The sequence below is a fragment of the Shewanella psychromarinicola genome (genome assembly GCF_003855155.1).
In the GTDB taxonomy this organism is placed as follows: Bacteria; Pseudomonadota; Gammaproteobacteria; order Enterobacterales; family Shewanellaceae; genus Shewanella; species Shewanella psychromarinicola.
In genome coordinates, this window is the sequence record NZ_CP034073.1 from 2,713,317 (window position 1) to 2,739,006 (window position 25,690).

General features: G+C 42.4%; 21 protein-coding genes and 1 riboswitch. Of the genes, 5 read left to right on the forward strand and 16 right to left on the reverse strand.

The genetic code is table 11. The features are described 5' to 3' along the window. Positions 1-1,107 precede the first annotated feature (1,107 nt). Positions 1,108-1,593, reverse strand: coding sequence for a glutathione peroxidase (locus EGC80_RS11870; RefSeq protein ID WP_124013955.1), 486 nt, complete (start codon positions 1,591-1,593; stop codon positions 1,108-1,110). 150 nt (positions 1,594-1,743) lie between these two features. On the opposite strand from EGC80_RS11870, the gene EGC80_RS11875 reads away from it, so the two are divergent. Continuing rightward, the gene (locus EGC80_RS11875; protein WP_124013954.1) at positions 1,744-3,141 is read left to right on the forward strand and encodes a magnesium transporter; all 1,398 of its coding nucleotides are present in this window, start codon (positions 1,744-1,746) and stop codon (positions 3,139-3,141) included. A 309-nt stretch (positions 3,142-3,450) separates the two neighbouring features. Here the strand turns inward: EGC80_RS11875 and EGC80_RS11880 are convergent, their stop codons facing one another. The 11 genes from EGC80_RS11880 to EGC80_RS11930 form a co-directional block, all read right to left on the reverse strand. After that, on the reverse strand, positions 3,451-3,618 hold the full coding sequence (locus tag EGC80_RS11880; protein ID WP_101034621.1) for a small highly charged protein: 168 nt from the start codon (positions 3,616-3,618) through the stop codon (positions 3,451-3,453). Positions 3,619-3,742: 124 nt separating this feature from the next. After that, positions 3,743-4,666 (reverse strand): dTDP-4-dehydrorhamnose reductase, encoded by a 924-nt coding sequence (gene rfbD / locus EGC80_RS11885; RefSeq protein WP_164839461.1) that lies wholly within the window; start codon positions 4,664-4,666, stop codon positions 3,743-3,745. After that, positions 4,663-5,694, reverse strand: coding sequence for a dTDP-glucose 4,6-dehydratase (gene rfbB, locus EGC80_RS11890; protein WP_124013952.1), 1,032 nt, complete (start codon positions 5,692-5,694; stop codon positions 4,663-4,665). Before rfbB ends, rfbD begins: the two co-directional genes overlap by 4 nt. After that, positions 5,691-6,260, reverse strand: coding sequence for a dTDP-4-dehydrorhamnose 3,5-epimerase (gene rfbC, locus EGC80_RS11895; protein WP_124013951.1), 570 nt, complete (start codon positions 6,258-6,260; stop codon positions 5,691-5,693). Before rfbC ends, rfbB begins: the two co-directional genes overlap by 4 nt. Beyond that, entirely contained in the window at positions 6,247-7,134 is an 888-nt protein-coding gene (gene rfbA, locus EGC80_RS11900; protein ID WP_124013950.1) for a glucose-1-phosphate thymidylyltransferase RfbA, read from the reverse strand. The genes rfbC and rfbA overlap by 14 nt, the downstream gene beginning before the upstream one ends. Positions 7,135-7,924: 790 nt before the next feature. Next, positions 7,925-9,058 carry a patatin-like phospholipase family protein gene (locus EGC80_RS11905; RefSeq protein ID WP_124013949.1) on the reverse strand — a complete coding sequence of 378 codons (1,134 nt, stop codon included), beginning with the start codon at positions 9,056-9,058 and terminating at the stop codon, positions 7,925-7,927. Positions 9,059-9,322: 264 nt separating this feature from the next. Beyond that, entirely contained in the window at positions 9,323-11,038 is a 1,716-nt protein-coding gene (locus EGC80_RS11910; RefSeq protein WP_124013948.1) for a proline--tRNA ligase, read from the reverse strand. A 327-nt stretch (positions 11,039-11,365) separates the two neighbouring features. Beyond that, entirely contained in the window at positions 11,366-11,977 is a 612-nt protein-coding gene (locus EGC80_RS11915; protein WP_124013947.1) for an acyltransferase, read from the reverse strand. Positions 11,978-11,981: 4 nt separating this feature from the next. Further along, on the reverse strand, positions 11,982-12,770 hold the full coding sequence (gene tsaA, locus EGC80_RS11920; protein WP_101030171.1) for a tRNA (N6-threonylcarbamoyladenosine(37)-N6)-methyltransferase TrmO: 789 nt from the start codon (positions 12,768-12,770) through the stop codon (positions 11,982-11,984). Between the two features lie 113 nt (positions 12,771-12,883). Then, positions 12,884-13,279: an Rcs stress response system protein RcsF gene (gene rcsF, locus EGC80_RS11925; RefSeq protein WP_124013946.1), complete on the reverse strand. Its 396-nt coding sequence runs from the start codon at positions 13,277-13,279 to the stop codon at positions 12,884-12,886. Positions 13,280-13,441: 162 nt separating this feature from the next. Beyond that, the gene (locus tag EGC80_RS11930; RefSeq protein ID WP_124013945.1) at positions 13,442-13,852 is read right to left on the reverse strand and encodes an H-NS histone family protein; all 411 of its coding nucleotides are present in this window, start codon (positions 13,850-13,852) and stop codon (positions 13,442-13,444) included. A 445-nt stretch (positions 13,853-14,297) separates the two neighbouring features. On the opposite strand from EGC80_RS11930, the gene EGC80_RS11935 reads away from it, so the two are divergent. From EGC80_RS11935 to EGC80_RS11950, 4 genes are all read left to right on the forward strand, one after another. After that, positions 14,298-15,047, forward strand: a complete 750-nt coding sequence (locus tag EGC80_RS11935; RefSeq protein WP_101030174.1) for an electron transfer flavoprotein subunit beta/FixA family protein — start codon at positions 14,298-14,300, stop codon at positions 15,045-15,047. A gap of 1 nt (position 15,048) precedes the next feature. Further along, positions 15,049-15,972 carry an electron transfer flavoprotein subunit alpha/FixB family protein gene (locus EGC80_RS11940; RefSeq protein ID WP_124013944.1) on the forward strand — a complete coding sequence of 308 codons (924 nt, stop codon included), beginning with the start codon at positions 15,049-15,051 and terminating at the stop codon, positions 15,970-15,972. Positions 15,973-16,364: 392 nt separating this feature from the next. Next, positions 16,365-16,582, forward strand: a riboswitch (Lysine riboswitch). Positions 16,583-16,665: 83 nt separating this feature from the next. Next, entirely contained in the window at positions 16,666-18,231 is a 1,566-nt protein-coding gene (locus tag EGC80_RS11945) for a Na+/H+ antiporter NhaC family protein (RefSeq protein WP_124013943.1), read from the forward strand. A gap of 170 nt (positions 18,232-18,401) precedes the next feature. Next, on the forward strand, positions 18,402-18,980 hold the full coding sequence (locus tag EGC80_RS11950) for a thymidine kinase (RefSeq protein WP_101030177.1): 579 nt from the start codon (positions 18,402-18,404) through the stop codon (positions 18,978-18,980). Positions 18,981-19,082: 102 nt separating this feature from the next. Here EGC80_RS11950 and EGC80_RS11955 read toward each other — a convergent pair whose 3' ends face one another. The 4 genes from EGC80_RS11955 to EGC80_RS11970 form a co-directional block, all read right to left on the reverse strand. After that, entirely contained in the window at positions 19,083-20,873 is a 1,791-nt protein-coding gene (locus EGC80_RS11955; protein WP_124013942.1) for an acyl-CoA dehydrogenase C-terminal domain-containing protein, read from the reverse strand. Positions 20,874-21,405: 532 nt separating this feature from the next. Next, complete coding sequence (locus tag EGC80_RS11960) at positions 21,406-22,707, reverse strand: proton-conducting transporter transmembrane domain-containing protein (protein ID WP_124013941.1); 1,302 nt, start codon at positions 22,705-22,707, stop codon at positions 21,406-21,408. Further along, positions 22,707-24,200, reverse strand: a complete 1,494-nt coding sequence (locus tag EGC80_RS11965) for a complex I subunit 5 family protein (protein ID WP_124013940.1) — start codon at positions 24,198-24,200, stop codon at positions 22,707-22,709. The genes EGC80_RS11960 and EGC80_RS11965 overlap by 1 nt, the downstream gene beginning before the upstream one ends. Continuing rightward, the gene (locus EGC80_RS11970; protein WP_124013939.1) at positions 24,197-25,645 is read right to left on the reverse strand and encodes a complex I subunit 5 family protein; all 1,449 of its coding nucleotides are present in this window, start codon (positions 25,643-25,645) and stop codon (positions 24,197-24,199) included. The genes EGC80_RS11965 and EGC80_RS11970 overlap by 4 nt, the downstream gene beginning before the upstream one ends. Positions 25,646-25,690: the final 45 nt, after the last annotated feature.

Below are 25,690 nucleotides of genomic sequence, written 5' to 3' on the forward strand. Positions count from 1 at the left end.
TTCACAAAATGAGCCTAAAAAAAGGGCAACCAATGTGGTTGCCTAAGTCGTTCTTTGTGGGTTGTGATTAACGGTGCGCTAGCGTGTTAACACTCCCCAATAGGGATGATGATGATGAACAATAAACATAAACTGTAGTGGCAAGTAAATATGAGCTTTGAATACACACTAAACCGTTGGAGGAAGACGTTTAGTGAGTTCGTGTTCTTACTTGCTACATATACTATGACTAGGGCTATTTGGAAAAGTTCATTAAATGATGTACTAAATTTAAACGTCATTAATTGCTAGAATTTGTTCATCTTTGATAGTCGAAAGTGGTTCGATATACACGGGTGTTAATCGCGATGTACAGTATGTTTTTTTACTTAGTTATCGATTGTTAGTGTGTCGTGATGACACTTAACAAGTCCTACTTAATCTCAATTCTAGAAAGCAGATCGGATAACTGGTTAAAAAAGGGGTTTATTTCAAGTCAGTAATATTAAACTTTCCATGTCTTTTGCTAACAAGATCTATTGCAAGTCGATACAACTTCGACCGCGGCAAAAGCGCTGTTTGATAACGGGTTATGAGCCCCTGTTGAGGTAAGTTATTATAAGTAAGACACTAATAGTGGAACAACGCCTCTAGAAAGTTCAATAAATGGTAAATATGCGATCAAATCTATAGACATAAAAAAAGGCAATCAAATAATTGCCTATCGATCGACTTAGCGATCAAGGGGACCGCGCTAGAAGTCCCAGGGAGATGATGAACAAAAGTGAATATCACTGTTACTAAGTTTGAGTACGTGGTGGTTTAAAAGTTCAATATAAATGTATTTTTTTAGCCAAATAATGATGTTTATTTTATATTGCATATTTATCATAAACTTAAGTTTTGATGTGTTTTGTAATGTGTTTCTTGTGGTTTGAGCGTATTTAATTTGAGCATGTTCAATTCGGGCATATCGTTAAATGGAAATGTTATTGACTTAACATGGTCATGGAGCGTCCGCCTATGCCCCAAGAAGTAAAGTAAGGCGATTAACATGACATCAATCGCCCAAAGCAAACTCGCATACATTATGGATTAACGGTATTCGATTACAGGTAAAAGCCACGGCTAACTTAGCAGCTTTTCAATAATAACGTTAAGGTCTTCTGGCTTAGTGGTTGGCGAATAACGTTCAATAACATTTCCTTGTTTATCGACTAAGAACTTAGTGAAGTTCCATTTGATAGACTCACTAGCCAAAAGGCCTTTGGCAGACTTTTTAAGGTGTTGGTACAAGGGGTGACTATTAGCACCATTAACATCAATTTTACTGAATAGCGGAAACGTAACCCCAAAGTTGAGTTCACAAAATTGGCTGATCTCGTCTTCATTACCTTGCTCTTGCTTACCGAATTGATTACAAGGAAACCCCAAAATAACTAAACCACGATCTTTATATTGTTGATATAAGGCTTCAAGACCTTTGTATTGCGGTGTAAATCCACATTTACTTGCCGTGTTAACAATAAGGATAACTTTATCTTTAAAGTCCTCCATAACAACGTCTTTGCCTTGAATGTCTTTTACGATAATAGGGTAAATTGCAGCGGTCATGTGAAGCTCCTTATATGAAAAGTAAACTATAATACAAATATGGTTGGCTGGCAATTAAGTTGCGCGCAACTTAATTTATCTATTTGCTTATAAATACTAATTTCAATATAGTTTGCGCATAATTTACTATCAAGGATTAAGGACGGGCTTATGAATGAATTGAAGAACGAACTTAACTCTGAAGATGAAATCGACTCCAATTCGCAGCCACAAGCTGATGTCAGTCACGTGGTACATTTATTAACGGAAGCCGAGGGTGATGAGCAGGCCGAAATGTTCAGTGAGATTTTGACTGAAGCTGAACCAGGTACAATTGCTTTACTTTTAGAATCGTTACCGCTGGATGAGCGTTATGAACGTTGGCAGCAAGTTGATGTAGAAGAGCGTGTTGACGTTTTAAACTTAATGCGTGCAGATCCTCGTTTAGGCATAGTGAAAAAAATGCCAGACGAGGAGTTAGACTTACTCTTTTCGCAATTAAGTCCCGAAGATCTTATCGAGTGGAGTGATACGTTACCAGACAATATTACCGATCGTGCATTAGCACAGATGGGGGAGCGTCAGCGCAAGCACTTCGAACTGTATGATCAATATTCTGATAATGAAATCGGTCGTTATGCTGATCACCAAATGTTGGCATTAAGTCTTACGTCTACGGTCGCGCAAGGGCAACGTTTTTTTCGTCGAATTGATTTAGATTGTAATGACCACCTTTTTTTGGTGGATAATAACGATAAATATCTAGGGACAGTGCGTCGTTATGATGTTTTTAAAACGACCGATCTTGATACCCAATTACAGGTATTAATATGGGAAGACAGCCGGGTGATCTCTGCCGACTCATCTTTGATCGAAGCGGCCGAAGCCATTGAGCATAGTCGTGAGCTTGAATTACCGGTTGTCGATGATGACGGTATATTGATTGGCCGAATGACACTGAGAACGGCTACAGCCCTAGTGCGTGAACATTACGAAGCACAATTAATGGCAACCGCAGGTATGGATGAACACGACGATTTGTTTGCTCCAATTATGGTGGGAGCAAAACGTCGTGCAGTGTGGCTAGGGATTAACTTACTCACTGCTTTTTTAGCTTCTGCGACCATTGGATTATTTGAAAATGTGTTGTCGCAAGTGGTGGCATTAGCGGTATTGATGCCTATTGTGGCTTCAATGGGCGGTATTGCTGGTAGCCAATCGTTAACACTGATGATCCGCGGTATGGCAATGGGGCAGATTTCTGCCGGTAACGTGATGTCGTTGATGAAAAACGAACTCGGGATCGGTGCACTTAACGGCATGTTGTGGTCGATTGTCATTGGTATTGTTGCCGGGTGGTGGTTTAACGATACGATAATGGGCATTGTAATTGGTTGTGCCATCTTAATTAATATGGCGGTTGCGGCTATTGCGGGTGTTATGGTGCCAATGATCTTACAACGTTTTAATCAAGATGCGGCATTATCAGGATCGGTCATTCTCACCACTGTCACCGACGTGGTAGGTTTTTTTACCTTCTTGGGATTGGCCACCATATTGTATCTGTAAAGGTGCGGCATTGCTTACATCGAAATGCACTGAGTCAACATTGGGCTAGCCTTTGGTTAACGTTGTCCAGCGCCTCGACGATTATCACGTATGCTGTTATTTAGCTTCAATTCGCCTTGCGGGTAAAACAAATGACACGTTTAATATAGCCTGACTTGAAAGAGACTTATTGCTATCGGTTTAGCCTATATCTTATTCCAAGTTGAGGTCATTTAAATGCTCGTGAGTCTCTCAAGGTCATTTTTTGACAATAAAAAAGCAAGTTACAGGTAACTTGCTTTTTAAACTCGATGAGACAATGCGGTTAAATTATTTCCACTTAGGAGGCGCTAACTCCATTTCTGGATTATCGTCAAAGTAGCCTCGCTTGGTATCTCGGCGGCGTTGTTTTACTTTTTTCGATTTTGGTTTTCCCTTTCCCTCGATGTTATCGCCCCATGGCGCATCGTCTTCATCAAATTCAAATGAGTGTGACATTTTTAACATTCCAGATAACTGTACCTTTTTTGGTACAACCCCTTTTTTACCTAAAGTTAATAATAAGCTAAAGCGAAATATTTAATCCTTGATGGTAAAAATTATTGCACGTAGAAATGACAATTCAATTTTTGGCGACAAATAAACATTCTTTGCTGTGTTTGAGTTCATTTAGGCATAGGGATAATTGTTGTTGCCAGGGGTTTTGTGTGGCAATGGTGTGTGATAAACCGCTATCTAGCGCACTAAATACTGGCCTATTGACGATTGAAGCATATTGTTCTGATGTTATAGGCTGTAAATAAATCGGTTGACGTAATAAGCCTAACCCTATCGCTTGTGTTTTTATCGCTTGTGCAAACTCATACCAAGTGCATATGCCAGCATCACTCCAATGGTAAATAGCTGACCATTGTTTTTGTAAACACAGTTTCCACAAAAAACGCGTAAGATCATCAACCATTGTCGGGCTGCCGGTTTGGTCATTAACAATATTAATCGGGTTTTCTTTACTTGAGCCTATGGCTGCCTGATTATGCGTCTGTGACATTAACTTCAGCATAGTGGTCAGAAAATTATTGCCAGTATGATGGTAAAGCCAAGAGGTACGTACAATGCAAAATAGATCAGATTGGTAGCTCAGTAGTGTTGCTTCTGCGAGTAATTTTGATTGCCCATAAGTATTAATAGCCGCTGGTTTTTGTGTCACCAAATAAGGTGTCGATGAGCCGCCATCGAATACATAATCTGTTGACAATTGGATCAGTTTAATCCCATAAGCACTGGCCGCTTTAGCGATATACTCAACGGCTAATGCATTGGTTTTTATCGCGGACTCAGGGTTGATTTCGGCTTTTTCGACGTTGGTATAGGCTGCGCAGTTAATGATGATATTGGGTCGATAATAAGCCAATGCTTCGTCAATACGTTGTGGCTGAGTAATATCAACTTGTTGGTGGCTGAGCTGGATCAGTTCCACCGTATTAGGCTGAGTACGTTTTAAGGCTCGGGCTAGTTGACCTGTTTGACCAAAGGTTAATATTTTCATTGAACGTGAGCCAAATACCATTGGACAGTGCGGTATAAGCCATTAAAGAAGGTATGTTTAGGTGTCCAATTCAATGTTGTGGCCAATTTACTGGCATCAATGGCATAGCGACGATCATGTCCGGGTCTATCTTCAATATGCTCAATGAGTGAGGTAAAGCCATTGCCACTAGCAAGGCGATGATCCGGGAGTAATTGGCTAAGGTGTGCGCAAATCGACCTCACTACCTCAATATTAGTTTGCTCATTATTGCCGCCTACCGTATAGGTTTCACCCACGTTGCCTAAGGTTAATATTGTCAGTAAAGCTTCAACATGATCATCGACATAAAGCCAGTCTCGAATTTGTAGACCATTACCATAGATAGGAATTTGCTCACCCGCTATAGCGCGGATAATGGTCAATGGGATCAGTTTTTCTGGATGTTGGTATGGGCCATAATTATTAGAACAATAACTGATTAAAATGGGTAAACCATAGGTTCGATACCAGGCTTTGACTAGATGATCGCTTGATGCTTTACTTGCTGAGTAAGGTGAGCTGGGTGCATAAGCACTTTGCTCATTGAAAAAGCCTGTGCCGGGTAAGTCACCAAATACCTCATCAGTCGAAATATGATGGAAGCGAAATCGTGCAGCCTTAGCGCTCAATAAACCATTATAAAATTGTCTGCTGGCTTCTAAAAGTTGATAAGTACCGACTATATTAGTCTGAATAAATTCTGCAGGACCTGAAATGGATCGATCAACATGAGTCTCTGCCGCTAAATGCATGACGGCGTCGGGTTGAAACCGATTAAATACTTGGGTTAATAATTGAGCATCACAGATATCGCCTTCGATGAAATGGTATCGTTGACTTTGGTTTAGCATTTTAAGGCTGCTGGGATCCGCTGCATATGTCAGCTTATCGATATTAATGACACTGTGATGGGTAAAATTAATGATAAATCTGATTAGTGCCGATCCAATAAATCCACAACCACCAGTAATCAGTATTGCGAGTGCTTGTTCGTTTCTGTGTGTCATTGTTTTAGGCCAAATGAGATAACCTTAGGGTTTAGCATCGGGTTATCTTTGTCTGAGACGAGAGGAGCAAGGTGTTGTTTTAATGGCCATTGAATATTGAGCACGGGATCATTCCATGCGATGGTTTGATCATCATCTGGTCGATAATATTGTGAACATTTATAAATAACATCAGCGATGTCAGACAATACGTAAAAGCCATGAGCAAATCCCGCAGGGATCCACATTTGATAGCCATTTTCGTCTGAGATTTCTTGGCCTATCCACTGACCATACGTTGTAGACCCTTGACGAATGTCGACAGCAACGTCAAAGATGCTTCCTCTTGCTACCCGGATTAATTTACCTTGAGGGAAGTGTTGCTGGAAGTGAAGTCCACGTAAGACATTGTTAATAGAACGCGATTGATTTTCTTGGACTAGTTGAGGAACATCTAAGTTGTTTTGAGTAAACGCGTCACTAAAGGTGTTTTGGCGTAACGTTTCCATAAAGAATCCACGCTCATCAATGAACTTACGTGGGCTAAAAATCATCACGTCTTTGAGTTGAGTGTTAATCCATTTCATCTGGAAAATTCTTATTTAATAGAGACAGTAAGTATTCACCATAACCACTTTTTAACAGTGGCTTAGCCAGTTTTTTGAGTTGTAATTGATCAATTAATCCCATCGAATAGGCTATTTCCTCAGGGCAGGACACTTTTAAACCTTGGCGTTTTTCTATTGCAGCTATGTATTGTGTCGCTTCTGCCATGGCATCGGGTGTACCAGTGTCTAGCCAAGCGGTTCCTCGGCCTAAGATATTGACTTGAAGATTATTATTATCAAGATATTGATTTATCACATCCACTATTTCGAGTTCTCCTCTTTCAGAGGGGAAGACTTGCTTAGCGTAATAGCTTGCCTTGTTGTCGAAAAAATACAGCCCTGGCATGGCAAAATTTGATTTGGGTTTAGCGGGCTTTTCTGTAATAGAAAGTACTTGATTATGTTTATCAAACTCAATAACCCCATAAGCTTGTGGATTAGCAACGTGATAACCAAAGACGGTGGCAGATGATATTTTATTCGTTGATTGTAGAGTGTGCTGTAATTGATGGCCATAAAATAAATTATCCCCTAAAATCATTGCACAAGGACTACCATTTAGAAAATGTTCAGCAATAATGAGTGCTTGTGCGAGTCCTTTAGGCTTTGCTTGTGTTGCAAATTCAATGTTAATACCCCATTGATGGCCATTGTGCAGCAGTGATTTAAAAAGAGGCAGATCGGTAGGCGTGCAAATAAGCAAAATCTCTGTAATACCAGCCTGCATCAATGTGCATAGCGGATAATAAACCATAGGTTTATCGTAAACGGGTAATAACTGTTTACAGACAACTTGGGTGATAGGAAATAGTCGAGTGCCTAAACCTCCAGCTAATAAAATACCTTTTCTCATCAATCTTTCTTTAAGTGATTCATAAGTGAATTTTAGCACAGCTAAAATCAATTAAGCAGATTTGTTATGGGTGTTATTTACCTAAGCCTTCAATTATATCAAGGCTATATCGCTCTGCATCAGGGCCTTTAATTCGCTGAAATTTAACATCTAATAAAGATAAGGGATCTGAATAGACTCGATAAATATGGTCGCGATCTAAATGATAATATTACTCGTTTGATCCTATTTGAAGGTGCCTTTACCTCGATAGAGATGAGGATCGCTGTCTAAACCTATGGTGTGGATGGTGCATGTAAGTTCGAGTTTGGGCAAGGGAACATGCCACGATAAACACCTGCCATTGCAAGGTTGCTTTGCAGCTTGTTGCTATATCAATCGTGAGATTGTTTAGTCGGTTGGCTGCAGCCTAAGATTACCCATCCGAGTACTAAGCATAAATTTTCATCTAAGCCCCCTTTAGATACAAAATTGTCGTGCATATTATCCTCAGCAGTTTTGGTGTTATGTGTCTACACTCAATGATAAAAAACTACAAAAGGATTTTCTAGAGTAGGTGATACTATTTTAAATGATTGTTTTTAAGTTATTTTTTTTAAACGATTATTTTTAAACGATTGTTTTTAACAAATCGTTTTAAGAGATTATTTTTAAATGGCTATTTGACTCAAGTTAAACCAGTATCATAAGGATTACTTGATAATAGGTGACCAGAGTGTACTCGTGCTTTTATCATCAACCGATCCTGGCGTTAAAATATAGCTAACGCATATATTTTGCGCTTTAATGGTTAAACTTTAGTCGGGATATCAAAAAATTGTTTTATCTCATCTATTCTATCCATTGCATCTTGATAACCCAAATCAATCAAGGTTGTGGTATAGCTTTTTTCGAACAATAGATATGAGACGATACTTGAATCTGACTGTCGATTAATGCCAAAAAACTTCAATAAGATTTTGATTGCAAATGGCATGTCATCATAAAATCGATCCGCAATTCGGCTGAGATCTTGACTGGGCTTTATGACCAATGTCTCTATATGGCGAAGATTTAATGAGTCACGTCCTTCTTTCGACATGAATGACAATGTTTGATTTTCTCTCTGTAACCTTTCTAAATCACTGTTTAATGTATCCGAAAAAATCGTGTCTAATAAATGTCCTCCTATTGTTGCTGTTTTAGGATGATATTCAAACTCGATAGGGACATTTTTGTGTGGACTTTCTAAATTAATAACAAATATTTTATTGGCACCAAGGTGGACCGGACTTGATAAGGGAGAGAGTTGATGGACTGACCCATCGCAATAATAAGCCTGATTAAGTTTAATTGATGGAAAGACCATTGGGATAGCAGAGCTTGCGAGTAAATGCTCAGTATTTAATAAGCTGCGAATACCACTTCGTTTAGCACTTTGCCAATTTTCAATGTGTTTATTGCCCTGATAAAAACTATATGATCGTGAATTGTTATAACTCGAGGCGTCGACACTTATTGCCTTGAGTGCATCGTTACTGATGTTGCGGTCGATTCTTTTAAAATCGATAAGTTTATCCAATAATTCACGTAATGGTTGATTATCAAGTAGGCTTGCTGCGTCCGTACTCACCTTGTCGTCTTGTAAGCCTTTGATTGCCATTCGGCCCAAATGTCTTAACACTTGGGGGATGGAAGCCCGATAGACTTTATGGGTTTCAAAATGACGCCACACCCAATCCAGTTTTTTTATGCCCAAATGGAAGCAAGATGCGTGGGTTGCCAGAGATGTTGCGTTAATGGCTCCTGCCGATGTCCCGCAAATGATATCAAATGGGACATTATGGTTGCGTGGGTAAAACTGCACTAGCGCTTTCAATACGCCTATTTGATACGCAGCTCTTGCCCCACCGCCACCTAAAACTAATGCTGTTGATACTGACAATATCTATCCTTAATGTTTTAAATGTACTTATTTTTAGTATGAATTCTTTTTCGAGTTTATACCAGTTACCAATAAGTCGACTATGCTATTTATCGTCTGTTTCTCATCTTAATGCGAGTAAGCAGTCTATGAGTAAACAGTAAGCATTAAGCATTGAACATTAAATATTACTGATCAAAAAGGTATCATCTGTTTTTCTTGAAGCAATAAAAAAACGCACCATAAAGTGCGTTTTTAAAATGTATTGTTGTTAATTATTAAGGGTTAACCTTTAGCGGCCTTGGTTAAAAACGCCACAATCTCATCAAATGGGATATCTTGTTTCTCACCAGTACGACGATTTTTGTACTCAAATACGCCAGCATCGATATTGCGGTCGCCAATAACCACAACATGGGGTAAACCGATTAATTCCATATCAGCAAACATAACACCAGGACGTTCTTTACGATCATCCATTAATACTTCAATACCGGCATCCGCTAAGTCTTGGTAAAGTTTTTCAGCGATGTCAGCAACGCGATGGGATTTATGCATATTCATGGGTAAAATACCCACCGTGAATGGTGCAATTGCTTCTGGCCAAATAATGCCGCGATCATCGTTGTTTTGCTCAATGGCAGCAGCCACAATACGGCTCACGCCGACACCATAACAACCCATCAACAACACCTGTGCTTTGCCGTTTTCATCTAACACTGTGGCATTCATTGATGTAGAGTAACTTGTTCCTAACTGGAAAATATGGCCGACTTCAATACCACGAGCCATTGCATAAGTACCAAGGCCATCTGGGGTCGGTTCACCTTCAACCACATTACGAATGTCAGCAGCGGTTGCTAAAGGGAAATCTCGCTCCCAGTTGATACCGAAATAATGCTTATCTTCAGCGTTAGCACCTGCGGCAAAATCGCTCATCACAGTAACACTGTGATCAACAATAATCGGCATAGTTAAGCCGACAGGTCCGATAGAACCAGGACCTGCGCCAACGGCTTCTCGAATTTCAGCTTCTGATGCAAATTCAAATGGCGATGCGACTAATTCAAGCTTGTCGGCTTTGACTTCGTTAAGTTCATGATCGCCACGGATAACTAATGCCACCAATGGTGCTTCTTCAGTCGCGCCTTTAACAATTAAGGTTTTAACTGTTTGGGTGATGACGACATTAAATTGCTCAACCAATTCGGCAATTGTTTTTGCGTTAGGTGTCGCGACCAACGTCATTGCTTCAGTTGGCTCTGCGCGTGTTTGGGTTGGCATAGGTGATTCAGCTTTTTCAATGTTAGCGGCATAGTCGCTGCCCGTTGAATAAGCGATTAAATCTTCACCACTGCTTGCGAGCACATGGAATTCATGCGACATGCTGCCACCAATAGAGCCCGTATCAGCTAGTACAGGGCGGAACGATAAGCCCATACGAGTCAGTATATTGCTGTATGCGGTATGCATTGCATGGTAAGTACTGTCCATGGTTTGTTGATCTAAATGGAAAGAATAGGCATCTTTCATCAAGAATTCGCGCGCGCGCATGACGCCAAAACGTGGACGTACTTCATCACGGAATTTGGTTTGTACTTGGTATAGTGTTAACGGCAGTTGTTTGTATGAGTTTAGCTCTTTACGGACTAAATCGGTGATCACTTCTTCATGGGTTGGTCCCAATACAAAGTCACGATTATTACGGTCTTGGAAACGCAATAACTCAGGACCAAATTTGTCCCAACGGCCTGTTTCAACCCATAGATCAGCAGGTTGTACTAACGGCATTAATATTTCGATAGCGCCTGTTTTGTTCATTTCTTCACGAACAATAGCTTCAACTTTACGTAATACACGTAAACCTGACGGAAGCCAAGTGTAGAGACCTGAAGCATTACGACGGATCATACCGGCACGTAACATTAACTGATGACTAACCACCTCTGCATTTGCAGGGGTTTCTTTTTGTGTTGAAAGCAGGTACTTGCTAACTCGCATTCCCAATGTCCAAAATAGTTACTATGAATGAGCATCATTTTAGCACCTGCTTCAATGATGTCACCTGCTAATTCGACTCAAAAGTAGGCTTTGTGGTGCTTTAATGGCGGGATATTATTATTTAACTTCCGCGCCGGATAATAAACGGTTATCAAACCACTCTTTGTCCTGCTATCTGTGTTGTATTCACGTAGACGTTAAATTGCTATAGGCACGCTATTGACGCATCAATGCGCCTTGTTGGTAAACAAATGGAAAGTTTGATATTGCAGACTTGAAGTCAATCCGTTTTTGTCGATTTAGCTCATCTTCTATTCCAATTTGAGGTTATTTTTTACGTCTATCGCCAATGACTCGGGCAGGATTACCAGCAACAATGGCGTAGTGTGGAACATCTTTTGTGACAATGCAGCCCATACCAATAACAGCATGATCCCCAATGGTCACACCGTCAACAATGCCTGCTTGAGCGCCAATCCATACATCTTGGCCAATCACGACACCTTTTGATGTTGCGGGTTGTTGATAAACGGGGGTGTCGGGTGACATGCCATGATTAAAGGCATATATAGTCACGTTATTAGCTATGCGGGTTTGGCTGCCAATTTTGATGCCGTTGCGGCCGCCATCTAAGCTACAACCATGATTAATGGCCACTTCATTGCCTAGGGTGATTGGACCATGCATAAACACTTCGGCGGCAATCATGCATTGATCTCCAATGCTGATGTCTCTACTGGGTTCGGCAAAAAGCTGAGCTTGTGGCGCTATAAAGCATTGTTCACCAATATGAATGGTTTCAAGCTGACGCAACCGCTGCTGAATGTCATCTTGCCAGGGCTTTGCCCATGCTAAATGTTTTGTTTTAAGCGAAAAATACAGCCATGGCATCCATGACAAACGTTTTTTGTGTTGAGCTTGGTAATCAATGTCTGTCATTGGCTTAATCCTTTAATAATGTCACTTTGGTCGGTTTAAGCTCTAATACTTCGATACCTTGAGAAGTGATATGCCAAAAAATATCTAAATCGTACAATGCAACTTGATATAATTTGGGGTCATCTTTATTTTTTTTATAAGCGGGTCGCGGGTCTTGAGATAATACCCCGTTAATTAATTCGGCTAAGCCTTGGTATTGTTCTATAGCAGCATATTGAGCTATTTGTGTCAGCGCTATTGCGGTATAAGTTACCGCAATAAGTACGGGAGCATCTTGGGCTATGCCGCTTTTTGCATCGACAATGGCATCAGAAAAAGGAATATACGGTTTAATATCAATGATAGGAGTACCGTCTAATAAATCCATCCCCGATATTATTAAACAGACTTTACCTTTGCGTTGAACCACGCCATGGAGTTTGACCACTGACTGGCCAATACCATTGGGGCGAAACGTTGAGCGTGTGGCAAATACGCCCAATTTTTCATTACCACCTAAACGGGGAGGGCGTACCATCGTTTTCCAGCCTTGTGCTATATTTTCATGGAAACAAAATAATAACCATAAGTGCGAGTTTTGTTCTATCCCTCTGACGGCATCAATGTGATTAAAAGCAGGTTCAAATTCAATATAACCAACCACATCGACTAAGCCGGGCTGACGCGGAATACCAAACTTTTGTTTATAAGGTGTTCGGCATATTGCAACAGCATTTAATTGGCTGCTAAATGGAACGCGAGATCTGTTATTTATAGGATCTGTTTGACCGTGTTGATCGTTACCTTGTGTCATGCAATACCTGGATTAAACATAAAAAGGAAATCAGACATAAAATATAAAAAATCTTGATGAGTATTATATGGGCACTCATCATTTACAGGCTACCAATATATTATATTGAGTTATTATTTTTCTGTAGGCGTTTTAATGGCTTGACCTACGCATAGTGCACGACTAAAACAACTGGTGTCCGCTTCTGCAAGAATAAAGCAACTTTTAACCACGAATCCATTAGCGCCCAAATCGGCTGCTGCTCTTCTAGCATTAGTACGTGCAACGGCCATTTGTGGCGGTGCATCTTGGCTGCTTTCTTGACAGGCTTCACCTTCAACTAAGCCTAATACTGCAAACGGTCCTTTTGGTAGTTGGTTACCTTCGTATAATTGGACATCACTGGCTTTAAAGTAATCATTGATATTTTTACTGTCTAAATTACTTTTGAATGTGTAATCACTTGCACAAGCACTCAATAATAATGCGATACCGGAGATAATAAAAATAGGTTTAAGAGGAAAAGTCATAGCCGTAACCTTCTATTAATGGGAAATGGATCAACAAGGGTGAGTTTACCTTGTCTGATGGCGATGATAAAGCGATTAAAGGCCATAAAAAAAGAGCTTACCGAAGTAAGCTCTTTTCAAATTTAAGGGGTAATTGTGTTGTTAACCATTAAGTCAGAAAAATTATTCCATACCAGGAATTAAAAATTCAGCCATGTTCTTTCCGCTATCAACTTGTTGTTTGAATACGGTTGGCATACGCCCTTGACCAGTCCATTGAATTAATTTGTCATCAATGGTGATTTGATATTTTGGTGGACGTGGCGCACGTTTTTTGGTCGACGTTTTAGCTGAAGAGGTAACTTCACCTAAATCTTCAATTGATAAACCACTGTTTTGAATTTGGGCAAGAATTTCAGCAATACGTGCATTACGCTCAGCATTAGCTTCGAGTTCTAATTTCTCTTCTTCTTGACGTTCGGCAATAATTTTTTCTAATTTTGCAGCGGCTTCACGCAAATCATCAAGCGACAATTCTTTTACTGCAGCTTTAAAACGGCGACCGTGGGTTAATATGTGTAAAAAGTCACTCATGATATGTAGTTTCCTAATGATTGATTTATAAAAATAAACAGTTATAAGATATAAAGTTATTAACGTTTCAGTGCCACTGATGGTTTATTTAGTCGTTATTCTTAATCTAAATCAGATATAAATCAGATATAAATCAGATTATTTGTCTAATTATTACCAATACAGCTAAATAAATACTGAATATAGATGTAATAATAGAAACTATTTGGCATTGAATCAAATTAAATTACCTGTTTATGAAATAAAATTTAACTCAGCGTTCTCATTAAGCCCTAATTCAACTCTGTTTGTTTAGTTTGATTGCCACCATAACAACAAAAAATATGTAAACAAGCGTTTGACTTTGATTGACGTTCACGTTAACAGAACGTAAAGTTAACCCATCTTGCATTGGCAAACGCCAATGTGTTGTCCAAATGCATTGAAGGTGTAGGAAGGAAACCCTATGAAAGTATTGGTGCCAGTTAAACGCGTAGTCGATTCCAATGTGAAGGTCAGAGTAAAAGCTGACAACACAAGTGTTGATATGACAAACCTTAAAATGGCGTTAAACCCATTTTGCGAAATTGCGATAGAAGAGGCTGTTCGCTTAAAAGAAGCCGGTATTGCTACTGAAGTTGTGGTAGTGAGTGTTGGTTCTAAAGCGGTGCAAGAACAATTAAGAACAGCAATGGCATTAGGTGCAGACCGAGCGATTCATATTGAAACCGATGAAGAGCTAGTGCCGTTGTCTATAGCAAAGCTTTTAAAAGCGGTGCAAGAAAAAGAGCAAGCGCAATTAATTATTTTTGGTAAGCAGTCAATTGATGGCGATAACAATCAAACTGGACAAATGTTAGCGGCTTTAACTGATATGCCACAAGCAACATTTGCATCAGAAGTCAACGTTGAGGGTGATATTGTTACGGTTATCCGTGAGGTAGATGGTGGGTTACAAACCTTAAAAATGCCATTACCTGCGATTGTTACGGTTGACTTACGTTTGAATGAGCCTCGTTATGCTTCATTACCTAATATTATGAAGGCTAAGCGTAAGCCATTAGAGATAATGACGGTAGCAGATCTTGGTGTGAGCTTAAAGACACATCAAACGGTACTAAGCGTTACGCCTCCTGTTGAGCGTAAAGCAGGCATCATGGTGTCTTCTGTTGAAGAGCTAGTTGATAAGTTAAAAAATGAAGCGAAGGTGATCTAATATGACCATTTTAGTATTAGCAGAACACGATAATATCAGTCTGAAAACTGATACGGCTAAAGTGGTTAGCGCTGCTGCAGCCATTGGTGGTGATATTCATGTATTGGTTGCTGGTGTTGATTGTTCTGCCGCGGTAAGTGCAGCACAAAGTTTAGCGGGTGTGAGTAAAGTCTTAGTAGCAGATGCGGCATTATATGGTGCTCAATTAGCTGAAAATGTTTCAAAACTGGTCGTTGAAATAGCGGCGGATTACGAATACATTTTGGCTGCGGCTTCGAGCGTAGGTAAAGATACCTTACCTCGTGTGGCAGCATTATTAGACGTTGCTCAGATTTCTGAAGTGATTGAAGTGGTAAGCAGTGACACTTTTGTACGCCCTATTTATGCTGGTAATGCACTTGCTACAGTTCAGAGCTTGGATGCCAAGAAAGTCATGACTGTGCGCTCAAGTGCCTTTGATGCTGCGGCCTCAACAGGCAGTGCTGAAGCGATAAACTTAAGCCAAGCAATTGATGCCCGCACTGAATTTGTATCTCAATCGTTAACTGAATCAGTCCGTCCTGAACTCGGCAATGCAGGCATTATTGTGTCTGGTGGCCGTGGCATGGGTAACGGTGAGAACTTTGCTTTATTAGAGCAATTGGCAGATAAACTAGGCGCGGCTGTTGGCGCATCTCGTGCGGCTGTGGATGCTGGTTTTGTGCCAAACGATTTACAAGTGGGTCAAACGGGTAAGATTGTCGCACCTGACTTGTATATTGCGGTAGGTATTTCTGGTGCGATTCAACATCTTGCCGGTATGAAAGATTCAAAAGTGATTGTAGCGATTAATAAAGATCCAGAAGCACCTATTTTTCAAGTGGCTGATTATGGACTGGTTGCCGATTTATTTGAAGCGGTACCAGCACTGAATAATCTCGTATAATCGGGCTTAAATTAGAGAGATGCGAGTTGATCTAGTCAGCAATGGCTACTGATGTAGAAGTGTTATTGAGCGTCTTGTCGATTGATTCTAAAAGGTTTCTACTCATAAGGTAGAAACCTTTTTATTGGATTACTTTTGGATTATTACTGGATCTATCCTGATCTTGAAAAGAGGTTTCTGTCCAAATGTCGACGCTTGTATGCCGTTGCTATTTCTGTGCCCGTTACGCTAGCGTGTGTTTTATGTAAAAACGTTACATTAATGCTAAGAGGTTGTAGTTTAAATTGGTGTTATTGTTATTTGCACTTCCGTTAAGTGTTTTTTTACTGGCATTGCATATGCTACTTATGGTTGTATGTTCGCGCTGTTTGTAATGAGCTTTAAGTGCAAACAACAAAAGTAGAGGTGCGTTGCATAAAAGTCATGTTGAATTGGGTGATGCCAATAATTCAACATAAAAGGATGCAATGCCGAAGCAAATGGGTCTATCAAGCGCATTTGTTGGGGCAGTTCTTGAAAGGGACTGCACTGTCATGGTGTTTTTTATCGATAAGATAAAAATAATGATATTCATATTAAATGGGTATTGCTGTGGAGTGCTACTAGTAAGTTGTGCATATGCTTTCTGTGTATGCTTAGTCTTATTTCTAGTGTTGCTTCATTCGTATCCAGCGAAGACATAAATTAACTATTATGATGACAAGTTATGCCGATTCGGCTCTTTCTGTATTGCCTCCTCTTGTGGCAATTACGTTAGCCATTTTAACCCGTAAAGTTTTATTATCCTTAGGTTTAGGTATTATTTTTGGTGCCTTATTACTCACTCAGTTTTCGCTGGTTGGAACGGGTGAGTATATCGTGCAAACCGCTAGCCAGCTTGTCTGGAAAGACGGTGAGCTGAGTTCATGGAATGTTTATATTCTAGGGTTTTTAATTGTACTTGGGATGATCACTGCGCTGATCACCGTGAGTGGATCGGCTCGAGCGTTTGCCGATTGGGCCAAACTGCGCATTCGTAATAAGCGTGATGCAAAGTTAATGACCATTTTTCTCGGTTGTGTAGTCTTTATTGATGATTACTTCAACAGTTTAGTTGTGGGTTCTATTTCTCGACCTATTACAGACCGATATCATATTTCACGCGCTAAACTCGCCTATATTCTTGACTCTACAGCAGCTCCTATTTGCGTTATTTCTCCTGTATCGAGCTGGGGTGCATATATTATTGCGCTCATTGGCGGTATTTTAACGGCACATGGTTTTGCTGATTCTGGTCATCTAAGTGTGTTCATTCAAATGATCCCAATGAACTTTTATGCGTTGTTCTCGTTACTGTTATTAGTGTGTGTGGCGATTTTTGGCTTAGATGTGGGTCCAATGCGCCAGCATGAATTGAATGCACTTCGAGGTAACTTATTTGATGAATCAAAAGGCAAGCCACCTGGCGCCGTGACCGATTTACCGGAAGCTGACACCGGTAAAGTGATTGGGTTGTTTTTACCTATCGCCATATTAGTGTTTGCGACCGTTTACTTTATGGTTTCCAGTGGCGCTGAGGCATTAGTAGCCAAAGACCAAGTGTTTAGTATGTTAGGCGCATTCGAAAATACAGACGTCAGTTTTTCTCTATTTTTTGGATCTTTAGTGGGATTGATTGTCACCGTATTGTTAGCGTTCCAGCAGAAAGTTGAGCTGTCTATGCTGTTCAAAGGAATGTCTGTTGGTGCACGTTCAATGCTACCTGCAATTTACATTTTATTATTTGCTTGGACTATTTCCAGCGTAATTGGTCAGCTTGAAACCGGTAAGTACATGGCCAGTTTGGCTACTGACAACATTCCATTTGCTTTGTTACCAGCAATGTTATTTTTATTAGCTGGTATTACCGCATTTTCAACCGGAACGAGTTGGGGCACCTTTGGCATTATGCTACCGATAGCGGCCGATATGGCGATGGGCAGTGATAGCACTATGATGTTACCTATGCTGGCAGCGGTGCTTTCTGGTGCTGTATTTGGTGATCATTGTTCGCCTATTTCAGACACCACGATTTTGTCATCAACCGGAGCCAGTTGCCATCATATTGACCATGTTGTGACTCAGTTGCCTTATGCACTTATTGCGGCCTTGGTTAGTTTAGTGGGTTATATCGTACTTGGTTTTACCGGTTCATTAATGGCCGGGCTTGTTTGTTGCTCAATATTATTTGTGATCAGTATTGTGATCCTGCGCTTTTGGGCTAGAAAATGCGCGATATGAATAAGGCTGCTTTTTGTAAATGATGGTCTTGTTCAGCTGAATGGCCTCACTTTGTGTCACATCGAAAAAATGGCGTATGGGTAACGAATACGCCATTTTTGTTTTTCATTACGATGCTAGAAAAGGTAATATGAACGATATTATCTGGCTAAACATTAGGACGCTTAACTTTGGCGCAACTGTATTTTTATTATTCGGCGATGAATGCCGGTAAATCAACGTCATTACTGCAGTCTTCTTATAATTATCGTGAGCGCGGTATGCACACGTTAGTGATGACGGCATCAATAGATAATCGTTATGGTGTTGGTAAAGTGGCATCGCGTATTGGTATTGAAACTGAGGCACAGGTGTTCGGTAGCACCGATAATTTAACTGAGTTAATTTCGACTTCGAATCATGAGCAAAAAATTCACTGTGTATTGATTGATGAATGTCAGTTTTTAAGTAAAGCCCAAGTCAGGCAGATAACACATGTTGTAGATAACCTCGATATCCCGGTGTTATGTTATGGCTTGCGCAATGATTTTCAAGGTGAATTGTTTACGGGTAGTCATTACTTATTAGCGTGGGCAGACAAGCTAGTCGAACTGAAAACCATTTGTCATTGTGGCCGTAAAGCCAACATGGTGGTTCGCCTTGATCATGAAGGTAATCCAATGCGCGAAGGTGAGCAAGTTGAGATTGGCGGTAATGAAAGTTACGAGTCGGTTTGCCGTAAACATTTTCGCGAATTTTTGTGGGATTAACACTTAATTACTGCGACAGAATAAAATAAAAACCGCTTCAATGGATATTGAAGCGATTTTTTTAGGATTTTTTACGGTTGTTTTGACAGCATCATACCGTGATTAAAAGTCGGCTTCTGCGAAATCGACAATATCGGCGCTGCTAGACTCAATTTGTTTGCGTAGGCTGCGAGTTTGGCTGCCCCAGTAGCTCATGAAGAATTTTGCCGTATTAAGCTTAGCTTGATAAAACTCGGCTTCTTCAGTGCCAGCCTCTAATGCGGCCAATGATGTTGCCGCCACACGGGTCCACATCCAAGCGAGTGCGGTAATTCCAAAGAGTTGCATATACGGCATTGATGCTGCGCCAATAAGGTCTGGGTTTTTGCTGGCTGATTGCACTATAAAGCCAGTGGCTTTTTCAAGATCGCCCGCCGCATCCATTAACCCTGCAATATAAGGCTTCATGGCTTCGTTGCTAGCGTTTTCTTGAATTAACTGTTTCACCATGCCCGACCATACCGTTAATGCTGCGCCTTTGTCGCTCAGTAGTTTTCGGCCAACTAAATCGAGGGCCTGTACGCCATTTGTGCCTTCGTAAATCATCGCGATACGAATATCACGCACATACTGCTCCATACCCCATTCATTAATATACCCATGCCCGCCATAAACCTGCTGGGCATCAACACAAGCTTTAAAGCCTTGGTCGGTGACAAAGCCTTTAACAATAGGCGTAAACAAGGCGGCAAGTGCATTAGCTTGTTTAGCTTTTTCAGGGTCTGCATGACGTTCTACTTGGTCAAGCCATAACGCCTGTTGGCCCATTAGCGCACGTGTACCTTCATTGAAAGACTTTTGTGATAACAACATACGTCGAATGTCACCATGCACTAACAAAGAGTCTGCGGCTTTCTCAGGTTGTTTAACACCACTTAAGGCGCGGCCTTGAATACGATCTTTGGCATAGACCAATGCATTTTGGTAAGCAATATCGGATACGCCTAAACCTTGAATACCGACACCTAAACGCGCTTGGTTCATCATGGTGAACATGGCTTTTAAGCCTTGATGCGCTGCGCCAACTAATTCGCCTATTGCGCCGTCAAAATGCATTACACAAGTCGAGTTGCCGTGAATTCCCATTTTATGTTCAAGGCCTGTCGCACTCAGAGTGTTTGCTTCGCCTAGGCTGCCATCGGCATTGACTAAAAACTTAGGCACTGCGAATAACGAAATCCCTTTAACGCCTTCTGGCGCATCAGGCAGGCGAGCTAATACTAAGTGAATAATATTTTCGGCAAGATCATGATCACCAGATGATATAAAGATTTTCTCACCACTAATGGCAAAAAGCTCATCACCGGCTGGGACAGCCTTGGTGCGAAGTAACGCTAAATCGGTACCAGCATGGGACTCGGTTAAGTTCATGGTGCCGGTCCACTCGCCACTGACTAGCTTGGCTAAGTACTTTTGCTTTAATGCATCACTGCCGTGCACATGAATAGCCGAATAAGCACCATGGGTTAACCCTGGATACATAGCAAAAGCCATGTTAGTAGCCGTTTTCATTTCGGTAGCAAATGTGCCAATAACTTCTGGCAGACCTTGGCCGCCAAACTCAGGATCGCAAGTTAATGTGGCCCAACCATCTTCTACATATTGCTTATAAGCTTGCTTAAAACCAGAAGGGGTAATGACCTTGCCATCGACCAGTTTACAACCTTCCAAGTCACCACTAGCATTGAGAGGCAACATGATGTCGGTAGTGAAGTCGGCGACACCTTGTAAAATTGCATCAGTGAGATCTGCATCTAATTCATCAAAGCCGCGTAAATCAGTTTGTTGATAAACATTAAGCAGTTCAGACAGAATGAATTGATAATCACGAAGAGGAGCTTGGTAAATTGGCATAAGGTCGTTCCTTGGTTATGTTATATTTAAGTTTGGTCTCGGTAACAAGTCGTAACCATTGCTACTGGTCGAATCAGATTATGTATGCTTATCTAACATACGCAAATTCGAGTAAAAACTCAGTTTTTTACATCAGGGTAAACTTATCTTTTTGGCGACACTGTAACGATTTATTTACTCTTTAATCTATCTGTTGCTTACCGCTATATTAATACCTTACTTGGGCTTGAAAAGATCAGTACTAATGAAAGCGTTTTTATACACAGCAAGCGAACACAAAATGGGTTTTGTCTGGTCGGTATAATCTCAACTTGGCATAACAGATGAGATAAAATAAGCTATCAAAATAATGTTGAAGCTTAAGAGCCTAAAAATATAAGTATTTGAAGCGGCTGAAATCTCACTGGCTAGTAGGAGTTAAGACGTTGCAAGATTTAATCAAGGATCCACAAGCATGTTATTAAATTCGTGGGATACTTCGGGATCTAAGCCAATTTTATTATGTTCTATCAAGTAACTTATCTTACTGGGTCTACATAGCATCCAGCAGCAAAAGAACCAGAATCACAAGAACTAAGAGTAACAATAGAGTGGTCGCAATTGACCAACGCTGCAAAAAGTATTCACCGGTGTCGAACGCGTTTTGCCAGCCTCGCTTTTGCCAGAATCTCTTCCATCTGGCAAACCATGAAGCACGCAGTTCTGGCAAAGTCTCGTTTCCCATCCACCTTCCCCAACGAATGAAGGCATCAAACCAGCGCTCTATAGTCAATTCTGTGAGGTTCTCATTGCTCGATGCGGATGTTTCCCCTCTATCCTTGAACCATTCTAACCTAGCTGTCATCAATGCCAGCCCCCATCCTAGAGAGGCAACGATGACATGGGCCGAGCCTCCATATTGGTTCCATAGGGCAGGTTCTATCAACCCCATCCCCAAGCCTATAACAACGCCTCCCGTCGAAATGAAGAAAACACAGATAAGTCGCTGTTTCCATTGAACCCACAAAACCGACAGCATGGCATAAAGGATTGTCGCAAAGCCGATAGCTATCAGCACGGCCCCAGCCATGGGTGCGGCAAGTTCACCCAACGGCAACCAACGCAGGCCACAAAGCAAGCCAGTGGCGACGGGGCCGAGCCACAATAGCAGCGCCATCGCCGGCCGAACCGAGTAATAAGACAGAGATAGCCATCGATGTAATGGCCACACTCCTACCTTGAGGGCGATGCCGACAATGACCATCGATAGATAAAAAGAGGATGACTTTGATAGCGTCATTGCTTTGGCTAAGGTGGCGAAGTCCAGATATTGTGTTGTTGCTGTGGCCATCATCATGGCCTCGAATAGCAGGATGTCTGCCAGGATCAGTAGCACCAAATATATCCGCCCAGCGCGGCGCGTAGCTTCATCACCATGAGCAAGCAAGAGGCCAATACACGAGTAGCTCATCAGAGTCGTAAAGCTGAAGAAGACCATCATATCCGTCGCCAGCACTGCGCCAATCTGCCCCACCATAAATAATAGCAATAAACTAGTCTGTGGATTATAGATATTACGTTTGGCTGGCGTAGGAAAAAAGGCTGCTCCAACGCCCCACACCACCACCGACATAGCCAGCCACCAGCGGGATAGCGCGTCGAGACCCAAGCCAGCGCCCTGCCAAAACCAGGGCAGTTCAATAGCCAAATCCACAGGGATAAACACGAGCATAACAGCTGGCAACAGCGCCATATGTATCGGCCTAGGTAGGTGAGTGTGCAGTGCAGGGAACGCCAACAGCAGCGGCAAGCCTAGTGCTGATAAAAGTAGGAATACACTCACTATGGCGTTCATTAGGCAAATCCTCGACTTACAATTAATCGAGTCCATTCCAATAGGTTAAACGGTGCAGACGCCAGAAGCCCCAAAGCCAATGTCAACAGCGCGGTAACCACGGGGGGGAGAAGTAATGTCCAAGCGGTCTCTTTATTTCCAAAAGATCGTTCGGCCGGCCAGTTATCGGGAGGGGTCTTGAACCAAGCGGTATACAATATGGGTAAAAAGTAGGCTGCGTTGAGGACACTACTTACCGCCAGAACATATATCACCCAGCCTTGCCCAGCGTCCAATGCCCCCAGCCCTAGATACCATTTGCTAAAAAAACCTGCGAGCGGCGGCGCACCTATCATACCGAAGGCGCCAATGGTGAATGCCGCCATGGTCCAAGGCATCCGACGTCCAACCCCGTTCATCTCGCTGATTTTATGAATTCCTAGGGTCTCGGCGAGGTTACCTGCGCACATAAAAAGGGTGATTTTTTGCACCCCCTGATGCACTAGATGGATCAGACCTCCCAGCGTCGCGATAGGACTGGCAAGCGCTATGCCTAGCACAATATAGGACACTTGGCTGACGGTAGAAAATGCGAGTCGACGTTTAAGTTCGTCCTGAAATAAGGCACGCAGCGAGCCATAAATTATGGTCGCAGCAGCCAGTGTCGCTAGGGGCAAGGTTAGCCCCAAACTGTTAGCGAACTCAATGCCATATACTTCATAAACCACCCGTATTATGCCAAATGCGCCCGCCTTTACCACAGCAACGGCATGCAGCAGCGCACTTACGGGCGCAGGGGCAACCATGGCCTGAGGTAGCCAGCCATGCAAGGGGATCAAAGCCGCTTTTACACCCAAGCCGGCAATCAACAAGCCGAAGATTATCATCAGCGTTGGGTGCAAAGAGGCATCAAGACCAGACAGGAATCCGCGATCGGTAAACTCCAGGGTGCCAGCAAGCGTATAGAGCCACACAGATGACAGCAGCAGCAATGCCCCCCCCATGATAGTATAAATTAGGTAATTTCTGCCGGCCTGGCGTGCTATGTCAGTTCCGCGGTGGACAATCAGCGGGTAAGTACACAGGGTCAGTAGTTCATAAAACAACAGGAAGGTAATCAAATTCCCCGCAAGGGCAACACCTGTAGTGGCAGTGACACACAGACTGAAGAAGCCAAAAAAGCGGCTGCGATGAGGTGACTCCTCCAGATATCCAATTGCATAAACGGTAGTGACCAGCCACAGTCCGGAAGAAAGTGTCACGAAAAGCATCGCCAATGGACCGGAACGCAGAACCAAATCGAGTCCTGGCAAGAGGGCTAGGCGAGCCTCAAAATGATAGCCATGTAACATGCCCCAAAACATTCCCCCGACCAGCACAATCTTAAATAGCGCACCTGCCAGATTAAGCATTGTGCGGGTGACGACACGATCCTCGGGTAAACAGAATATTATCAGTCCCGGCAAGAAAGAGCTGGCAAGGATCAACAAGGGCAGAGCCGTATTCCAATTCATCCACTATATCCTGTGCCAATAGGGGAACCCATTTCTAACATTGCCAACGGCCAGTAAGTGAATATGCCCAAGAGCACTGCTATTAAAGCCAACCCCAAAGCGCTCCACTCCATCGTGGCCGGCAGCTTTCCAGCTTGGCTTGTAGGCTCGTCATGGGTGAAAACATGGCCAATGACTTTGAACACATAGCCAGCGGCCAGAAATCCACCAAGGAGCAGAATAATTCCCCACCACCACTGTCCGGATTCTATTGATGCCTGCAGTAATAACCACTTGCCAATGAATCCCCCGCTGGGCGGTAGCCCCATAATACTGATACCTGCTAGGGCGAATGCCGTCAATGTCAACGGCAAGCGTTGGGTTATAGGTCCGAGTTCCGCTATGCGGTCATGCCCCCCCAAAAACTGAATATTACCCGCAGCCATGAACATCGCCGCCTTAGCCATGGCATGGGAAAACAACATATATAGCGCCCCCTTCCAGGCAAGGCTAGTCCCCAGCGGAAAAGCCAGAAACAGATAGCCCAGCTGCGATACTGTCGAGTAGGCAATAAGTAATTTTAACCGTGTCTGGCGTAGCGCTTGGATTCCGCCCCAAAGGACGGCCGCTGCCCCAAGCAGTCCCAGCAAATTAGCGAATGAACCACCCTGAGTTTGGAAGAACTCCAGCCACATGCGTAGCAGAATATAGAAGGAAGCTTTCACTACCAATGCGGACATGAGCGCACTCACGGGGGCTGGGGCTGAGGCATGGGCTGGCGGCAACCAAAAATGCATTGGGAAAAGAGCTGTTTTGAGCAGTAGGCCGGTACTTATCAATCCCACCGCCGTCCACACCGCAGGCGACGGTTCTACTCGTTGTGCTAATATTGCAATGTCCAGACTACCAACACTGTGGTAGATAAGGGCAACGCCCAACAGATAGAACAAGGAGCCCAGTAGGCTGACCAATAGATAACGCATGGCTGAGATCAGGGCGTTGGCGCTACCGGCCAACGCCACAAGAGCCACCGCCGTTAATCCCAGTAATTCCAGTGTGACATAGAGATTGAAGATATCAGCTGACAGAAATAGTGCATTGAGCGCCCCGCACAGGAGTAACCACAACGGCCAAAAATGGTTCGCTTTATCGCGACTGAAATAACTGCTGGAATAGATGCTGATACCTAGACCTACCAGTGCCGCCATCAGTAGCATTAGCAGACTCAGACCATCTGCGTAAAGATCGATGCCCAATGGCGCCCCCCAGCCACCTATGGGGTAGCGCAGCGATCCTAACGCTTTGAGTTGCCAGCCGAGCCCAGTCACACATGTCAAAACAACCAACGAAGTCAGCAGACTCAGTGATTTAGCTTTAGCCGGAAACAGGAAGCAAAGCATACTCCCTATCAAGGGGAATATGATCGGCATCACAATCCACGGAACCTGCTCCAATATTAACGCCATGCAACGGTCTCGTCCTTTTTAGTGTTCAGAGCCTGTCCTTAAATT